The following is a 15973-nucleotide window of genomic DNA, read 5'->3' as shown; positions in this document are numbered from 1 at the left end:
CTTATAAGGCTCAGGATATCGGTGGGGGCCTGATACAGCAATATTTAATTATTCCCAGTGCAATAATTAAATCCTTCCTGACATTGATTACCAATTTTTTGTATGAAAAAAAAATAAAAAATTTTTGTTGGTCAGCTGGAATCCCATCATACTTATATGGATTCCCATGGATTACTTTTAATTCTCCGGACAATAAAGAATGATATTTTTCATCCGAATCCTTTCTGCATATACTGATTGTATTAGTAGCATACTTTGCGGGATACTTCTTTTCTTCTACCTTTTCATTTTGATCCAATTGTTGAGAAGGTTTTTTAGAACTGATTTTAGAAATCCTATTATCTTTCTTTTCTATAATATTGACTTCAGCGGCTTGTATGTTTTCAATTCCGGAAATAACAGTTCCTTCAATGACAAAAAAATTCGTCTTAGTATCATTATCAATATTTCCTCTATTAATAGAATCATTTCCAATTTTACAGTGAGCAAAAAGAAATACTCCCAGCAATACGCTGCAAAATATCTTTTTTAGTAAAAGTTGAAAATTTATCTGAAACATTATCTCTACTGTAATTCATTTACAAAAGTATCTCTATAGATAAATCAAAAAAAAGGTCAGTAAGTCAAATTCAGGAAAATGACTTAAATTTTGTATATCAATGAAAATCAAAATATTAAAACAGTCAAATTCTAATATTCACTACTTAAATTCATCCAATTTAAATTTTATATAAAAAATCGAATACTAAAAATTTTAGTAAAACCAAAATCAATTTTGCAGATATATAATTTTCAGGAGATAATTGAAATATATTATAGCATTTGTTTTTAATTAAAAAAGATTTCTTTTTAATGATAACGGAGACTTTTATACCAAAAAATTAACTTCATTCTTCTTATTTAACAATATTATTTCGTGGTCATAATTTTATTTTTGAAATAATTGAACAGCAATTTCAACATGCCATTTTCCATACATCACATGCAGCCAGTCGTATGAAAATTATCTATCTTTGAATAAATTTTTTAAATGAAAATCCTAATTATTAATGGTCCCAATCTGAATCTTTTGGGCACAAGAGAACCTGAGATCTACGGAAATATTTCCATGGAAGATTATTTGGAAACATTACAGTCTGAATTTTCATCTTATCATTTGGATTATTATCAGTCTAATATTGAAGGGGAAATCATTAACAGGCTTCAGAAGGATGATTTTGATGCGGTAGTCATTAATCCGGGCGCGTTTACCCATTATTCTTATGCAATAGCCGATTGTTTAAAGAATATTCAGAAGCAAAAAGTGGAGGTTCACATCAGTAATATTTACAAAAGAGAGGAATTCCGCCAGAAATCCGTGACCGCAGCTAATAGTGATGCTGTATTGTCTGGATTTGGAATGGATGGATACAGATTAGCGATTTTGAGCTTAAAATCTTAAATAATATATTGACCACAGATTTTCACAAATTCTCACAGATATAATGCAAACACCTGTGCTGGTCTGATAAAATAAATATGTGTCAAATAAAAAAGCCTCATCGATGATGAGGCTTTCTATTTTTAATTAGTAGTCTGTTCCTGTAATTGAGGTCCTGAAGAGATTAATTTCTTTCCTTCTTCTGTACCGCAGTACTGTTCAAAGTTTTTAATATATCTTGAAGCAAGATCTTTTGCTTTTTCTTCCCATTCTGCTACATCGCTATAGGTATGTCTAGGATCCAAAATACCTTCAGAAACATTTGGAAGCTCTGTAGGAATCTCCAGATTCATAATCGGAACGTTGGTTTTAGGAGCATTTTCAATAGATCCGTCAATGATTGCATCAATAATTGCTCTGGTATCTTTTAAAGAAATTCTCTTTCCGGTTCCGTTCCAACCTGTGTTTACTAAATAGGCTTTTGCACCATGCTCTTTCATTTTACCAATTAATGTTTTAGAATACATAGTTGGATGTAAGGTAAGGAATGCCTCACCGAAGGCGGGTGAAAAAGATGGTTCAGGTTCTGTAATGCCTCTTTCTGTTCCTGCTAATTTTGAAGTATATCCACAAAGGAAGTGGTATTGTGCCTGGTTTTCATCTAAAATAGAAACCGGAGGCAATACTCCGAATGCATCCGCAGAAAGATAAACGATTTTTTTCGCATGTCCCGCTTTTGAAGGAAGAACAATCTTATTGATATGGTAGATAGGATAAGAAACTCTTGTATTTTCCGTGATTGATCCGTCTTTATAATCAGCAATCCCATTGTTTACCACAACGTTTTCAAGAAGTGCATCTCTTTTAATTGCTCTGAAAATATCCGGTTCTTTCTCTTCAGAAAGGTCGATAACTTTAGCATAACAACCCCCTTCATAGTTAAATACACCATTGTTGTCCCAACCATGCTCATCATCACCAATCAGATATCTTTTAGGATCTGCAGATAATGTTGTTTTTCCTGTTCCTGAAAGACCGAAGAACAGAGCAACATCTCCTTCCTCGCCTACATTGGCAGAACAGTGCATAGAAGCCATCCCTTTTAATGGAAGGTAGTAATTCATCATAGCGAACATTCCTTTCTTCATTTCGCCACCATACCATGTACCACCGATGATCTGTAGTTTTTCAGTAAGGTTGAACATGATAAAGTTTTCAGAATTCAGACCTTGAGCTTCCCAATTTGGATTAGTTGTTTTAGATCCGTTGATTACTGTGAAATCCGGTTCCCCGAAGTTTTCAAGTTCGTAATGTGAAGGGCGGATAAACATATTAGTAACGAAATGCGCCTGCCATGCTACTTCTACGATGAATCTTACTTTAAGTCTGGTATCTGCATTCGTTCCACAGAAAGCATCTACAACATAGATTTTCTTAGAAGCTGAAAGCTGATTCAGCACTAATCCTTTACAAGATTCGAAAATGTCTGAAGTAGTAGGTAAATTTACTTTACCGTCCCAGAAAATAGTATCTTTTGTAACATCATCCTGAACGATATATCTGTCTTTAGGAGAACGGCCTGTAAAAATCCCTGTTTTTACGGATACCGCACCAGATTCTGTAAGCTCAGCTTCTTCAAAGCCTTGATTCTCAGGAGAGACTTCAGCCTGATATAATTCTTCATAAGAAGGATTATATATTAATTCATAGTCTCCTTTAATTCCTAATTTTTCTAAATCTTGGATGATTTTAGCGTGTTTCATTTTACTTATATTTTCTATTTCTTTTTTAGATTCAACAAAATTAATATTAATTAATTGTTAAAGGTGGTTTAAATATAATGATATAAGTCAGAATGACAAATAAAAAAATAGGATTGTAAAATATTGATTATAAATTAATTATGTCTACCCATTCAAAAACAGTCGTAAAACCTTTTCCCCAAAAATAGTCCTTATAGCCGCCAAATTTGGCACTCATCACAAAATCTCCGCCCCAAGCTCCCAGACTTTTGACAAAAGAGGGGCAATCCTGGAAAAATTTCTCCTTAACAGTAGAAATTTCAAGGAAATTGGCGATTTTTTGTTCATGAATCATCATTAATTGAGAAAAATTTTCCAATTCATTACATAACAAAATATTTCTTGTAAGATTCGAAAACTCTTGAACCAATTCCGGGGACTTATTTTTAGACTTATAAAAGTTGATTCCTTCTCGGCTATCCTGCTTTTGATTTAAATGGATAAAAATAAGTTCATTTTTGAAAGGAGGATTAAAATCTACCTTTTCATATTTAATTTCGGGTTTATTTTGGTAAAGTACTGCTACCTTTTCTTTTGCAACAGCAATATCATATCCGCTGCCTCCGAGACTTATGGTATTAAGATAGAAAGGATCTACATCGGACCACTCTGCAAGATTATTCATCAACGTAGAGCTGCTTCCCAGTCCGTAATCGGCAGGAAACTGAAGATTAGTCTTTATATGGTAGTAATCTGTGCTTTTGAACTTTGTTTCAGATAGAGACTGAACATTTTTTAAGGTTTTGAGGATAAATTCAGCAGCTGATGGGATATTGGATTCCAGAATCTGCCAGTTTTTATAATCAATGACTGTTTTTAGCCATAGTACATCCTGATGATGGGCTTCCCAATATATCAGAGAATTCCCGTCCTGTTTTTCCTCAAAAAAAAACTCTTGTCCAAGCTTGGTAGGTACCGCCAGGACAAGAGCTCCATCCATTGCGAAATATTCTGAAGTAAGCATTAGCTTTCCCGGTGAAAATATCTCGCCCATGGTTTATTTTTATTAGATTAAATTGCGGAAGCTACGTCTACAGAACTGTCAATTTTCTTGATCAATCCCTGAAGTGTTTTTCCGGGTCCTACTTCTACGAAGTTATTAGCACCGTCTTTAATCATATTTTGAACAGATTGTGTCCATTTTACGGGACCTGTTAATTGTGCAATCAGATTTTGTTTGATTTCGTCAGGGTTTGTCACCGCTGTAGTTGTGATGTTCTGGTAAACAGGAATCGTTGCTTTTCTGAATTTTGTCTGTTCGATTGCTGCTGCCAGCCTCTCTTGTGCAGGCTGCATCAATGGAGAGTGGAATGCACCGTTTACAGGCAATAATAAAGCTCTTTTTGCTCCTGCTTCTTTTAGTTTTGCGCAAGCTTCTTCAACGGCTGCTGTTTCTCCTGAAATAACAAGCTGTCCAGGACAGTTATAATTGGCAGGAACAACGATACCGCTTATCTGTGCACAGATTTCTTCAACTTTAGCATCTTCCAACCCTAAAATCGCTGCCATTGAACTTGGATTGGCATCACAAGCCGCCTGCATTGCTTTTGCTCTTTCAGATACTAATTTCAGACCGTCATCAAAAGATAAAACTCCATTGGCAACTAATGCTGAAAACTCTCCTAAAGAATGTCCTGCAACCATTTCTGCTCCAAGACCGTTTACTGCTTTCAGGGCAGCAACTGAGTGTATGAATATTGAAGGCTGGGTAACCTCTGTTTTCTTTAGATCTTCATCTGCTCCATTAAACATAATAGAGAGGATGTCGAAACCTAAAATTTCATTGGCAGATTCCATCAAGTCCTTTATGTCTTTTCTAGAATCATACAATTCTTTTCCCATTCCTATGAACTGAGAACCCTGCCCAGGAAATACAAGTGCTTTCATGTACTAAATTAAATATTATGCAAATATAAATATAATGTTAATAATATTCTAGAAACAGATATAAATCATTAAGGCACCAAACGAATCACTCGATACCCTGTATTTACATACGCTCCATTTGCTTTAGATTTTACGAATTCAAATTTTGTAGCCAGCTGCGTCTGAACTTTATTCATTTGCTTAAAGATCTCTCCTTTTTTATTTTCTCTGGTAAGCATGTCATTCACGACATCAAATCCTACCACAGCATATTTCGGAGGTGTTTTGCAGTATTTGGTCTTATAGGCTGCCAGGATTTCTTTTTCAAAGTTTCCATCTGTATTGATCTTTCTGTCCATAAGGTAGACCATACTCGCCTGGCTCAATTCATCTACTTTCTTTTCGAAAACCGGTGAATAGTACATACTGAAAGCTTTCACTCCCTGAACCTCTTTAGATAGAGCAATTACCTTGTTGGCAAAAGCTTCGCCTGCTGCATCATTGTCATTGGCCATAATAGCGATAACCGGCACAGACTGCCCTGTCATCATATTCTGATCCAGCTGAATCTCAGCAGGAGAATTAACAATGATTACGTTAGGGTTTTTAACCAATTTTTCAAGTCCAGCCTTGATATAATTGGCATTTTCTTTTTTGGCATCTGCCACTATGTATATTTTCTGATCTGAATATACCGCCTTTACTTCTTCAACGATTTTATCAGCATACGTCTGATCATTGGTTTCAACAATAATTAAATTGCTGTAGCCATAGAGTTCCGGAGAATTAGCAAATGGCGCTACTACCGGAATTTTTTGATTTTTTGTAAAATCAAGGACATCAATAACGTTTGATTTGAAGAATGGTCCGATAATCAGGTCTGTATTCTCCGGGTTTATCTGTGTTAATGAATTTCTGAATGAAGCTTCATTTCCAGAGTCTACAATTTTAATATCTAGTTTTTGCCCGTTTCTGGCATTTCTTTCAATTGCCAATTTTGCTCCTGTCAGAAAATCCAAAGCCATAGCTCTGTATTGGGTTTCGTTTGTACTATATCCAAAAGGAAGCATCAGGACAACGCTCAATGCGTCACCATTTTTTTTGATGTAAGCAGGATCCTGTTTTTTGATTTTTAAAACCATTTCTGTTTTCAGGCCGTTAGAAAGATCCGGGTTTAGTGCAATTAATTCATCAATTGTCACCCCAAATTTATTCACGATCGAGAAAACCGTATCCCCCTGCTGAACCGTGTAGGTCACATAATCATCTGCTGTACCTGTGACTGGTGCACTAGATTTTTCGGTACCGGAATCTATTTTCGTTTTTGAATTTACAGGTTCAGAAACGGTATCTGTATTTGATTTTTTTATTTTGATGGTTTCACCAGGTTTCAATCCTTTTTCTTCCAATCCGGGATTTAAAGCAAAAAGATCCTGCTGACTGATTCCAAACTGTTTTGAAACTCTGTAATAGTTATCTTTAGGCTGGATAACATAGGTATCTCCTTCTACCGTAGAAGTTGCGGGTGTCTCAACCTGAGTCTCTACTGTTTTTGTTACTGTAACAACAGGCGTTTGTGCCTGATCACCGCCATATTTTTTTATACTTTCAAGAGGAAGTGCGATTTCATCCCCGATTTTCAAATGGGAATCTAATTCAGGATTGAGTTTTCTTAACTCTGTTTCAGAAATATGATATTGTTTTGTAATTCCATACACAGTTTGCTTAGGCTGCAAAACAATCTTTCCAAGCTGGTTGCCTGAAACTGATTTTGCTTTTTCTACAACGACGGTTTTAGCTGCAGTTCCCTTTTTGTCTGATTTTACAGTCAATACATCTCCAATCGCAAGTTTTCCGTCTTTAAAATTCGGATTTAGCTTTTGTAGCTCATCTACTGTTATTCCATACTTCTTTGCAATATTGTAAGGATTATCTCCTTTTACAACCGTGTGTGATTTCTGGGCAGAAACGCCTAAAATCATACATAAACTGGACAGAATAAAAAACCTCTTTATCATATTTGGGAATTATAATTTACAAAAATACTCCTTTAAAATTAAATGGCAACAATTATTAATTTGGATTCTTGAACCACCATTTCCTCCAAACAATTTTCAAGCCATGCGTATCCGCTATCCGAAAAGAATACACTAAAGTTATACACTCTTTCCTGCCAGATTTTAGAAGGATGCACGTCTAAAAATAGATTTTCCAATCTTTCAAGCAGTTCATTCTGTTTTATTTTTTCGGCATGAAGAAGGCGCTTTTTCATCCTTTTGAATGATTTCAGCTGTCTTACTTCTTCTGCTTTAACCATATTTCCAAATGATTTTTCTGTTGTTTCGGCTGCTGCTTTAAGTTCAGAGAAATTCGTGATTAAAAGATTTTCTTTTTCGTCCAGCAATTGCACCGTTGTATTATCTTTTAGTATTCTGCGGTTAGTAATCACAGTGAAGTTTTGGAAAAAGTCTTCCAGTTTCAGATCCAGTTTTTCAATTTTGCCGATTGTTTTTTCTTTAATAAAAAGCATTGAATTTCGGGGAATTAAAATAGGAAACGGAATATTAATGAGAGAGAAATAATCTTTCAGCTCCAGCCAATACATAATTTCCGCATTTCCTCCGATGTAAGCCAGGTTAGGTAATATGTTCTCCTGATATACGGGACGCATCAAAGCATTTGGACTGAATTTTTCAGGAAAGTTTTCCAGTTCATCCAGTATTTCTTCCTGCGTAAACTGAATATTTTTATCTACAATATGATAATTGTTTCCATCAAATTCAATTCTGTCTCTTGTATCGGACAGGTAAAAGAGATTGATATCACGGGGATTCACCTGAACCTTTCCATATTTTTCAGTCAGAAAATCCACTTTTTCTTTTGAGGATTTTTGCAGGCTACTATTAAGAAGTTCATCTTTGAAGATGTCTCTGATCTGCATTTTGAGTTCTTTTGAATCCCCATCGAGGATCAACAATCCAAATTCAGAGAAAAGTCTATTAACTAAGATTTTGATAGCATCAGTAAGGGTGTTTCCAACTTTATATGCTTCTTTCAGCATTAAGATCAGTTCTGTTCCAAAAACAGAATCTTTAAATTCTTTTTCAAATTCAGAAATAAAGAAAGTATCACTTATTTGGATTCTTCCAACCGGTCCGCCAGACTTTTCATTGGTCTCGTAATAATTATTTTCGGTTTTAAAATGATTGATTTCGGCAAAATCATGATCTTCCGAAGCCATCCAATATACCGGAACAAAATTAAAATCAGGAAAGTTTTCTTTTAAATAGCTACAGGTTTTTATGGTCTGCAAAATTTTGTACACAAAGAAAACAGGTCCCGAAAATAGATTAAGCTGATGCCCTGTTGTAATGGTAAAGGTATTCGGTTGCCTCAGATAGTCTATATTTTCTTTCTGTTTAATAGAAAGGGTAAGACCTGAAAGTTGTTTTTCAATGGTTTCAGACAGTACTTCTCTCTGATTTGAGGTAAAAGAATCTTTCCTCAGATGGATTTGTTTGATAAAATGATCCAGAGAAAAAGTATAATCCTCGAAGCCCTCAATGTTTTGATTTAAAAAATCTTTTACCAATTGAGGAATATTTTCTATATCGTTAAACGATATTTTATTTATTGTTTTCAACTTGTTTTGCTTTTAGTTGAACATATACCATACAATTCCGATGTTCAATCTGAAATCATAAACCGGATAATGTGGAAATGCATATGCTTTATTATTAGAAAGAACGGTCCCTATCTGCTGTCCTTCAACAAAGAAGAACATCTTTTTAACCTTCATATTAAAGTAAATATCTGCAATGGGCTGTCCCCCGATTGAAAACGAATTGGCATTGGGTAGAATATATTCGTTAAGAATCGGAAAGAAGTCTCTGGATGCAAATTTAGAGAAATAATACACCTTGATTCCGGCCTGAATTTCAGCTGCTTTCTCGAATGCCTGTGTCTGAAAGAAGAAGTTTGCTCTTCCAATAAATCCGGGCATTGGATACAGCTCTTTATTGGTTAATGCATTCTGGAACTGAACTCTTGTATTAAGATGCCATCTTCCATAAGTGAATGTTGCATCACCTCCGATCTGGGAAATGTTTAATGAACTTTGACTTTGTTTTGGTGCTGCATTACTGTCGAAATAGGTATAGTTATCTATTCTGAAATAGTTGGCGAAAATTTCTGTCTTGAACCATTTTAAGTTGATATTTCCTCCAATTTCGGTTATTGTCTGATTTTTTGCATTTTCCAGATAATAATTATATTTACTGTACGCAGAGGTGTTTAAGAGATAATTAAATGAAGGATATACACTTTGGAAATTAACTTTGGCATTGATAAGGTAATCTTTGATCGGTTCATAGCTCAGGTTATTGGTAGTCTTAAGATAGCTTCCGAATTGGCTTCCCTTAGAGAATTCCACAAACGACTTTAACTGGATCTTGTCCAATAATTTTACCTGAAGATTTCCAACTGCTCCTATTCTGTTTTCTTTAAGTTCACCGGGATAGGCAACGTCATTAACGGCAATAATATCTTTTATTCCGAATTTAAGCATCTGGTAGCGCACTCCGGCATCAAGCTTGAATTTTTCATTGTCAAAAACCAAACTAAGTGTATTGCTCAAATTTTCCGAATATTTTTTTGTAGTAAGTGGAAATCCAGCGACCACATCAGCTGCACTATCATACCAGTAAGGTTCTAACGCGCCCTGATTATAATAGTATTTGTTTCCCTGATGGGAAAGGGTATGTCTTATTCTGAAAGGAAATTTTTCTGAGTTAAAAGGTGTAAACTGATGACTCAAATAATATCTTCTGTATGAAAACTGAGAACTGGACGAAGCCAGATTCACCTGTGCGTTCTGTCGGTTGCTGTAGTTGCTGTCTCCGCTTTGAAACAGATCGTCTTCAACAATCCCTCCACTTTCCTGATTATTGACGTTCTGATGAAGGTAGTGAGCAAATAGTTCATAGTTTCCACTTTTAGAAATATAATGTCCTGAAAACAACGTATTGTTATTTGCTGCCAATGAATTTCTATAAAATCCCTGGGAACGAAGCCCCATATATTCTACTGCAAAGTTGAATCTCTTCCCAATATTCTGGGTATAGGTTGATTTTAAGGCTGCACCATTTTTCATTGCGGTATGGTACACAAATGTTGCCGTAGGTGTTTTTACATCATAATATCTTACTTCATTTGCTCCCATAATCATATAGGATTTATTGGTAGGCAACAAAGATAGATTTTGTTCAGCATTGACTTCATAGGAAAGCGGATTGAATCCTGCTCCGATATTCGCTGCCTGTGCTCTTCCAAAATTATCTCTGTTATTATATTGTGAGAAGATGTAGGTTTTATCAAAAGTCATTACGGTATCGAAGACTTTCTTTTCAGAAAACTGAGTCTGATACTGATAATCGTTAATCGTAGGTTTGAAAATTTTTAAAGAGTCTTTTTTCCCGGAGTCTATGACAAGGGTATCTTCTGTTGTTTTTACAATCTTAACAGAATCGGCTTTATTTACTTTCTGAGCTTTAGCGAAAAAACCAATGAAAGATATTAGGAGAAATAGGTATTTCATGTATTCATTATATTAAATAAGATCAGTGTGTATTGCACGATTTGACTTCTGATTTTATACAGCAAAAATAAGAAATAAAAGGAAATAAAAAACCCACAATAAAATTGTGGGTTTATATATCAATAAAAGTTTGATAATTAGTTGTCGTAACCTGGGTTAGATGTAACTAAAGTACCTGAAACGTTTGTTTCTGATTGTGGAATTGGGAACGCTAAACGAGTATCACCAATATTTAAAGTCGCTGTAAGACCTCCACCAGTTGAATTATACACCGGAACAGATTGCCCCCATCTTAGTAAATCCCACATTCTGAATCCTTCACCTAGAAGTTCTTTTCTTCTTTCGGTTTTTAATTTTGTATCATTTATAGGACCTAAGGCTGCTATTTGTTGAGCAACGCTTGATGTAATATTACCATTAGCATCAACTACGTCAGACAATCTATTTTTCAAGATTAGCTCCCAATAAGCTTGAGCCTTTGTAACACTACCTCCATTAAGCTCTGCTTCTATACCATTAAGAAGAACTTCTTCATATCTAACTAGTTTGATGTTATCAGCACCACTTGTATCAGCATATTTTTGCTTTATGAATCTATATCCACCTGAAACATCAAAAGTAGCAGCACTTCTTCTAACATCACTAGTTGAGAACAAATTATAAGTAGTTGGTAAAACTGCTACATTTTTATATGCCCCAGAAAAATTCATCATTGCATTTAAACCAGCAGCTCCATAAGCATTTGCTGTTCCTACCGAAAGTTCAAATAGTGAGTTTGTAGAAGCGTTGTTTAATGTCCAGCTAATTACATATGAATCCTTAGCAGCTACACTATAAACCCCTTCAGCAACAATATCATTAACATATTGTCTAACTTTAGCATAATCTTGTTTGTATAAGTAATATCTAGACATTAATGCCTTTACTGAAAGTATATTAAGCTCAGTTCTATTTGCAGTATTGTTAAACTGATTGTCTTCTAATAGTGCTATAGATTTTGCGAAATCAGACTCAATTTGAGCTTGTGTTTCAGCTACGCTTGCCCTAGCCATATTAGCCTTAGGATCATATTTTGTTGGAATTACAATTCCTTTAGTACCATTAGAATATTGTTGACCATATAGTCTTAATAAGTCAAAAAATGCTAATGCACGAACTGCATATGCTTCACCTTTTATTTTATTTACTTTATCAGTGATTGTAGCCTGATTCAGGGTTTGGCTCCAAGTAAGATTATCCGGCGAGTTAAGAACAATATTAGCTTTTGTAACAACGCCATAAATTACACCGTAAGGACCAGTTGCATATGCATCCGTAGAAGTCATTGATAAGTTGGCATATGATGTAAAATATCCTGCAGCTCTTCTTGAGAACATTTCATCACTTCTAATCTCACCAAATAACTGATAATAAGCTCCGTAATAATTAACATCTCTCATCGAACCATATGCACCTGTAACAAAAGACTGCAATTTCTCAACACTTGTAATCTGTTCTGCCTGTTCCGAATTTCCAAAATCAGTGGCAATAAATTCTTCGCTACAAGAGGTTAGTGAAAACCCGACCATTGTTGCTAAAGAAAATGCTATAATATATTTTTTCATTTTTTTTTAATTTAGAATTCAACATTAAATCCAACTAAATACGTTTTTAGAGCTGGTAAGTTTAAGTTACTTGTACCTAATAGAGCCATATCCGGATCATATTTAAGCTGCTTGTCGTATCTGTAAGTATATAAGTTATTCGCCATTACATACACAGTAACTTTATTAATTGGAGCACCTTGTAAGAAGTCCTTATCAAATGTATACGCTACTTTCAGATTACTAAGTCTTAAGAAATCAGCTTTTCTAAGGAATCTTGTAGAGGTATTATTTGCTGCCGTTGAGCCAGTTCCTCTAGCACCAACTCCATAAAATGGTTTTGGATTTGCTGCACCTGTATTAGTAGGTGTCCAATAATCCATCGCATCATCATAACTATTGTAAATATATGAATTTGTACCATCACCTTGTAAGTAGAAAGCCCAGTCATCATACATCTTAGCTCCAAAACTAAATGTACCTTGTGCACTTACTGAAAAGTTTTTATAAGACATATTTAATCCTAAACCTCCATACACTTTAGCAATACGAGATCCTTGAATTGCACGCTGAGCTTGGCTATAATTACTCGTTGTAGCTCCATCTACACCATTCACATACCATAGTGGGTTACCATTCGCAGGATCAACTCCAGCCCATTTTCTCATATACCAGCTACTCACTGTTTCTCCCTGTCTTAATATTGTAGAACCAGAAATTACATCTTTACCTTGATAAAGACTGGTAACTTTATTATCTAATGTAGAGATATTTCCGTCTAAGCTTAATGCAAATCCTCCTTTAGAAGCCGGCGTTAAGATATTACCATTCGCTGTGAATTCAAAACCTTTGTTCACTAAATCTCCAACATTATCATAATAAGCCCCTAAACCTTGTGCTGTTGATAATGGAATATTATAAATTAAGTTCTTTGTTTTCTTATTAAAATATTCAGCCGTAATCGTTAAATTATTTTTGAAAAAGCTTAAATCAAGACCAGCATTGAAAGGATTTACAGTTTCCCACTGTAAATTAGGGTTATTAAATCCTCCATAACTAGCACCTGCGAAGTTATTATAATTAATTGTATAAGAATAAGTAGCATAAGGAGACACAGAAACTCTGTTACCTACTTTACCATAAGAAGCTCTTAATCTTAATGAATTTAAATAGTCATTTTGAGGAATCAATAGTTTTGCTATGTCAAATCCTACCCCAGCTGACCAGAAATTCCCTCCTTTGTTACCTGGTTGTAAGTATGAAACAGCATCTCTTCTTCCTGATAAATCAACGTTTAAAAAGCCATCATAGTTATATCCTAAAGATGCTCCATAACCAGATCTAGAAGTAGTTTGAATTACTCCTGTATGATCAATAGGTACCACAAAGCTAGAAAGATTATCTAATGTACTTAACGCTACAGACTGTCCTGTTGCAGCTAACGTTCTACTGTTTGTCTTATACGCTTCTTGGAAGATACTTGCATTAAATTTATGCTTATCTGCAAGAGTGAATCCATAACTTAAAGCATTCGATACGTTAAAGTTGAAATAACGCACAGAACTTGAAGTCATTCTACCATTGGTATTAAAGCCATCACCATACACTGGAGATAAATATTCATCTTCTTCCGTTACAACATATTCCGGAGCAAAATTAAATTTATAATTTAAGCCTTTCAAGATGTTATATCCTACTCCAAGGTTAGCAAACAAACGGGTTGAATTAGCCTTATTGGTGTTATATGCCAATATTCCAGCTGGATTGAAAAGTCCACTAAGTGGCAAGCCATTATAAGTTCCATCATCCTGAGATCCTAAAAAGATAGATCCGTCAGGGTTGTAAGCAGGTTCTAAAGGAGAGGTAAAGAATCTTGCTAACACTGGATTTGCAAATGCTCCTCCATTAGGAAGTGTTCTCGTTGTCGAATTAGCAATCTGAAAATCTGTATTGATTGTTAATCTATCCGTAGCCTTATATTCCAATTTTGTTGAAGCACTAAATCTTTTAAAATCAGAATTTTTATAAATACTTTCCTGATCAAAAGTTCCAAAAGAAGAATAATATTTAAATTTATCACTTCCACCTGATGCAGTAAAGTTGATGTCATTTTGTGCGGCATTGTTTCTTTCAACAATTTTTCTCCAGTCTGTTTCATTATTTTCATAAGGTGACCAATAATTATCAACTAGATATTGATATGCGTCATCAGAACTAAAATTAGCATAATTACTAAGCGCATCTGTTGCATATTTTTTAAATTGGCTTGCATTCAAAACTCCCGGTTGTTTTACCGCAGATTTATTGATACCATATGATGTTGAAAAGTTAAATCTTGGCTTTCCAGATTTTCCAGACTTTGTTGTAATGATAACAACTCCAGCTCCAGCATCTGCACCATAGACAGCAGTCGAAACAGCATCTTTCAATACAGTCATCGATTCAATATCATCAGGATTCAAACTTGACAAAATATTTCCCGTAGTATTATTAATTGTTGGATCGCCAGACATTACTCTAACACCATCAATAATATAAATAGGATTGTTATTTCCATTAATAGAAGCTTGACCTCTAATACGAAGAGTTACAAATCCACCTGGCTGACCTGACGCGATACCACCCTGAACACCAGCTACTCTACCCATTAAAGCTGCTTCAGGAGATGCAATCGGCAAATCATTAAGTTTATCTGCTTTCAAAGTTCCTACAGATCCTGTAATCTCTTTAACAGCTTTCTTTTGCCCGAATCCTACCATTACTACCTCATCAATTTGAGTAGCATTAGCCGTATCCTTCTTTGTTTTTTGCGCATAAGCCACCTGTCCTAAGAAAAACAGAGCCCCAGCACTTAATACACGTAGTTTAACATTCATATTAACAAATTTTAATATATTTTAATGGGCAAATATGTTAATAAATATTAACATTTGCAAGTTTTTCTCCTACACATCTTACACTTTTTTTCACACATTACTTGAAATATTACACTAAACAAATGAGATTTAATAACAATACTCAGTTTTTATTCCATAAAATGCAAATTTTTAACACTTAGAAAAATTTTTAACACATTATTATCAATACAAAAAATGTTATTTAGAATTAATACAAATTAAAAAGATCGAAAATAATATAAAAACCACTTTATAAAAAAGTGGTTTTCATACATTTAGAAGAAAATTATTTCAACCTATTTTTCCAAAGCATTCCTATCCAGATTGCTTATATCAATGAGTTTGCTTCTATTTTAGTCATCATCAAAACTTCATGGTTTAAAAAAAATACATTAAAAATGAAATTTCACTAAAAATAGATTCTGATGAAATTTTAATGTCAAATTAGTCCTTAAAAATCTCCAAAAAGTCACCTGTTTTTAACCTTAAAAAAAATATAATCATAATATTAAAAAAATAGTTTTTTCACATTACAGAGAAATCAAAATTTAAAGTATCTTAACATTTACTTTCACAGCAGGCTTTTCGCTTCCTCATCTAAACCTTAGCCCATTTTAAAAAGAGAATATTACTCAAAAAAGGGAATTATTCTAGGTTTCAAAATATAAAACTTGTTTTCAATAAGCGAACTAAACTTGCAGCTCATTTTTTGGGTTTGGGATCAAAAATATGCCCATAAATTGAATTTTTAAATCAGAATAAAATGACAGTAATTGAATTTTGCTAGTTTCTTACCACCTGTCAATAGA

11 protein-coding genes are annotated in these 15973 nt (G+C 34.3%); 2 read left to right on the top strand and 9 right to left on the bottom strand.

Annotated elements, in window-relative coordinates; translation table 11 throughout:
- Positions 1 to 10: 10 nt before the first annotated feature.
- Positions 11 to 559: a hypothetical protein gene (locus tag SB679_RS04720; RefSeq protein WP_410701053.1), complete on the bottom strand. Its 549-nt coding sequence runs from the start codon at positions 557 to 559 to the stop codon at positions 11 to 13.
- A gap of 471 nt (positions 560 to 1030) precedes the next feature.
- Here SB679_RS04720 and SB679_RS04715 point away from each other — a divergent pair, with 471 nt between their 5' ends.
- Positions 1031 to 1441 carry a type II 3-dehydroquinate dehydratase gene (locus tag SB679_RS04715; RefSeq protein ID WP_410701052.1) on the top strand — a complete coding sequence of 137 codons (411 nt, stop codon included), beginning with the start codon at positions 1031 to 1033 and terminating at the stop codon, positions 1439 to 1441.
- A 122-nt stretch (positions 1442 to 1563) separates the two neighbouring features.
- Here SB679_RS04715 and pckA read toward each other — a convergent pair whose 3' ends face one another.
- The 8 genes from pckA to SB679_RS04675 form a co-directional block, all read right to left on the bottom strand.
- Entirely contained in the window at positions 1564 to 3183 is a 1620-nt protein-coding gene (gene pckA, locus SB679_RS04710) for a phosphoenolpyruvate carboxykinase (ATP) (protein ID WP_317740674.1), read from the bottom strand.
- Between the two features lie 127 nt (positions 3184 to 3310).
- The gene (locus tag SB679_RS04705) at positions 3311 to 4216 is read right to left on the bottom strand and encodes a GYDIA family GHMP kinase (RefSeq protein ID WP_410701051.1); all 906 of its coding nucleotides are present in this window, start codon (positions 4214 to 4216) and stop codon (positions 3311 to 3313) included.
- A 17-nt stretch (positions 4217 to 4233) separates the two neighbouring features.
- Positions 4234 to 5109 carry an ACP S-malonyltransferase gene (fabD, locus tag SB679_RS04700; RefSeq protein WP_034708353.1) on the bottom strand — a complete coding sequence of 292 codons (876 nt, stop codon included), beginning with the start codon at positions 5107 to 5109 and terminating at the stop codon, positions 4234 to 4236.
- Between the two features lie 68 nt (positions 5110 to 5177).
- Complete coding sequence (locus SB679_RS04695; RefSeq protein WP_410701050.1) at positions 5178 to 7106, bottom strand: LysM peptidoglycan-binding domain-containing protein; 1929 nt, start codon at positions 7104 to 7106, stop codon at positions 5178 to 5180.
- Between the two features lie 38 nt (positions 7107 to 7144).
- Entirely contained in the window at positions 7145 to 8731 is a 1587-nt protein-coding gene (gene bshC, locus SB679_RS04690) for a bacillithiol biosynthesis cysteine-adding enzyme BshC (protein WP_410701049.1), read from the bottom strand.
- A 12-nt stretch (positions 8732 to 8743) separates the two neighbouring features.
- Positions 8744 to 10684: a putative porin gene (locus SB679_RS04685; protein ID WP_410701048.1), complete on the bottom strand. Its 1941-nt coding sequence runs from the start codon at positions 10682 to 10684 to the stop codon at positions 8744 to 8746.
- 137 nt (positions 10685 to 10821) lie between these two features.
- Positions 10822 to 12288, bottom strand: coding sequence for a RagB/SusD family nutrient uptake outer membrane protein (locus SB679_RS04680; protein ID WP_410701047.1), 1467 nt, complete (start codon positions 12286 to 12288; stop codon positions 10822 to 10824).
- Between the two features lie 11 nt (positions 12289 to 12299).
- Positions 12300 to 15143, bottom strand: a complete 2844-nt coding sequence (locus SB679_RS04675; protein ID WP_410701046.1) for a SusC/RagA family TonB-linked outer membrane protein — start codon at positions 15141 to 15143, stop codon at positions 12300 to 12302.
- A gap of 281 nt (positions 15144 to 15424) precedes the next feature.
- On the opposite strand from SB679_RS04675, the gene SB679_RS04670 reads away from it, so the two are divergent.
- Positions 15425 to 15577, top strand: coding sequence for a hypothetical protein (locus SB679_RS04670; RefSeq protein ID WP_410701045.1), 153 nt, complete (start codon positions 15425 to 15427; stop codon positions 15575 to 15577).
- Positions 15578 to 15973: the final 396 nt, after the last annotated feature.

The organism is Chryseobacterium sp. SIMBA_029 (assembly GCF_046535275.1).
In the GTDB taxonomy this organism is placed as follows: Bacteria; Bacteroidota; Bacteroidia; order Flavobacteriales; family Weeksellaceae; genus Chryseobacterium.
Note: the sequence above shows the minus strand (reverse complement) of the source record. Positions and strands in the feature narration are given on the sequence as shown.

Excerpts from the sequence above, each read along its gene's own strand:
- SB679_RS04695 (WP_410701050.1), bottom strand. The coding sequence starts at position 7,106 with ATGATAAAGAGGTTTTTTATTCTGTCCAGTTTATGTATGATTTTAGGC.
- pckA (WP_317740674.1), bottom strand. The coding sequence starts at position 3,183 with ATGAAACACGCTAAAATCATCCAAGATTTAGAAAAATTAGGAATTAAA.
- SB679_RS04715 (WP_410701052.1), top strand. The coding sequence starts at position 1,031 with ATGAAAATCCTAATTATTAATGGTCCCAATCTGAATCTTTTGGGCACA.
- fabD (WP_034708353.1), bottom strand. The coding sequence starts at position 5,109 with ATGAAAGCACTTGTATTTCCTGGGCAGGGTTCTCAGTTCATAGGAATG.
- SB679_RS04680 (WP_410701047.1), bottom strand. The coding sequence starts at position 12,288 with ATGAAAAAATATATTATAGCATTTTCTTTAGCAACAATGGTCGGGTTT.
- SB679_RS04685 (WP_410701048.1), bottom strand. The coding sequence starts at position 10,684 with ATGAAATACCTATTTCTCCTAATATCTTTCATTGGTTTTTTCGCTAAA.
- SB679_RS04675 (WP_410701046.1), bottom strand. The coding sequence starts at position 15,143 with ATGAATGTTAAACTACGTGTATTAAGTGCTGGGGCTCTGTTTTTCTTA.
- SB679_RS04720 (WP_410701053.1), bottom strand. The coding sequence starts at position 559 with ATGTTTCAGATAAATTTTCAACTTTTACTAAAAAAGATATTTTGCAGC.
- SB679_RS04705 (WP_410701051.1), bottom strand. The coding sequence starts at position 4,216 with ATGGGCGAGATATTTTCACCGGGAAAGCTAATGCTTACTTCAGAATAT.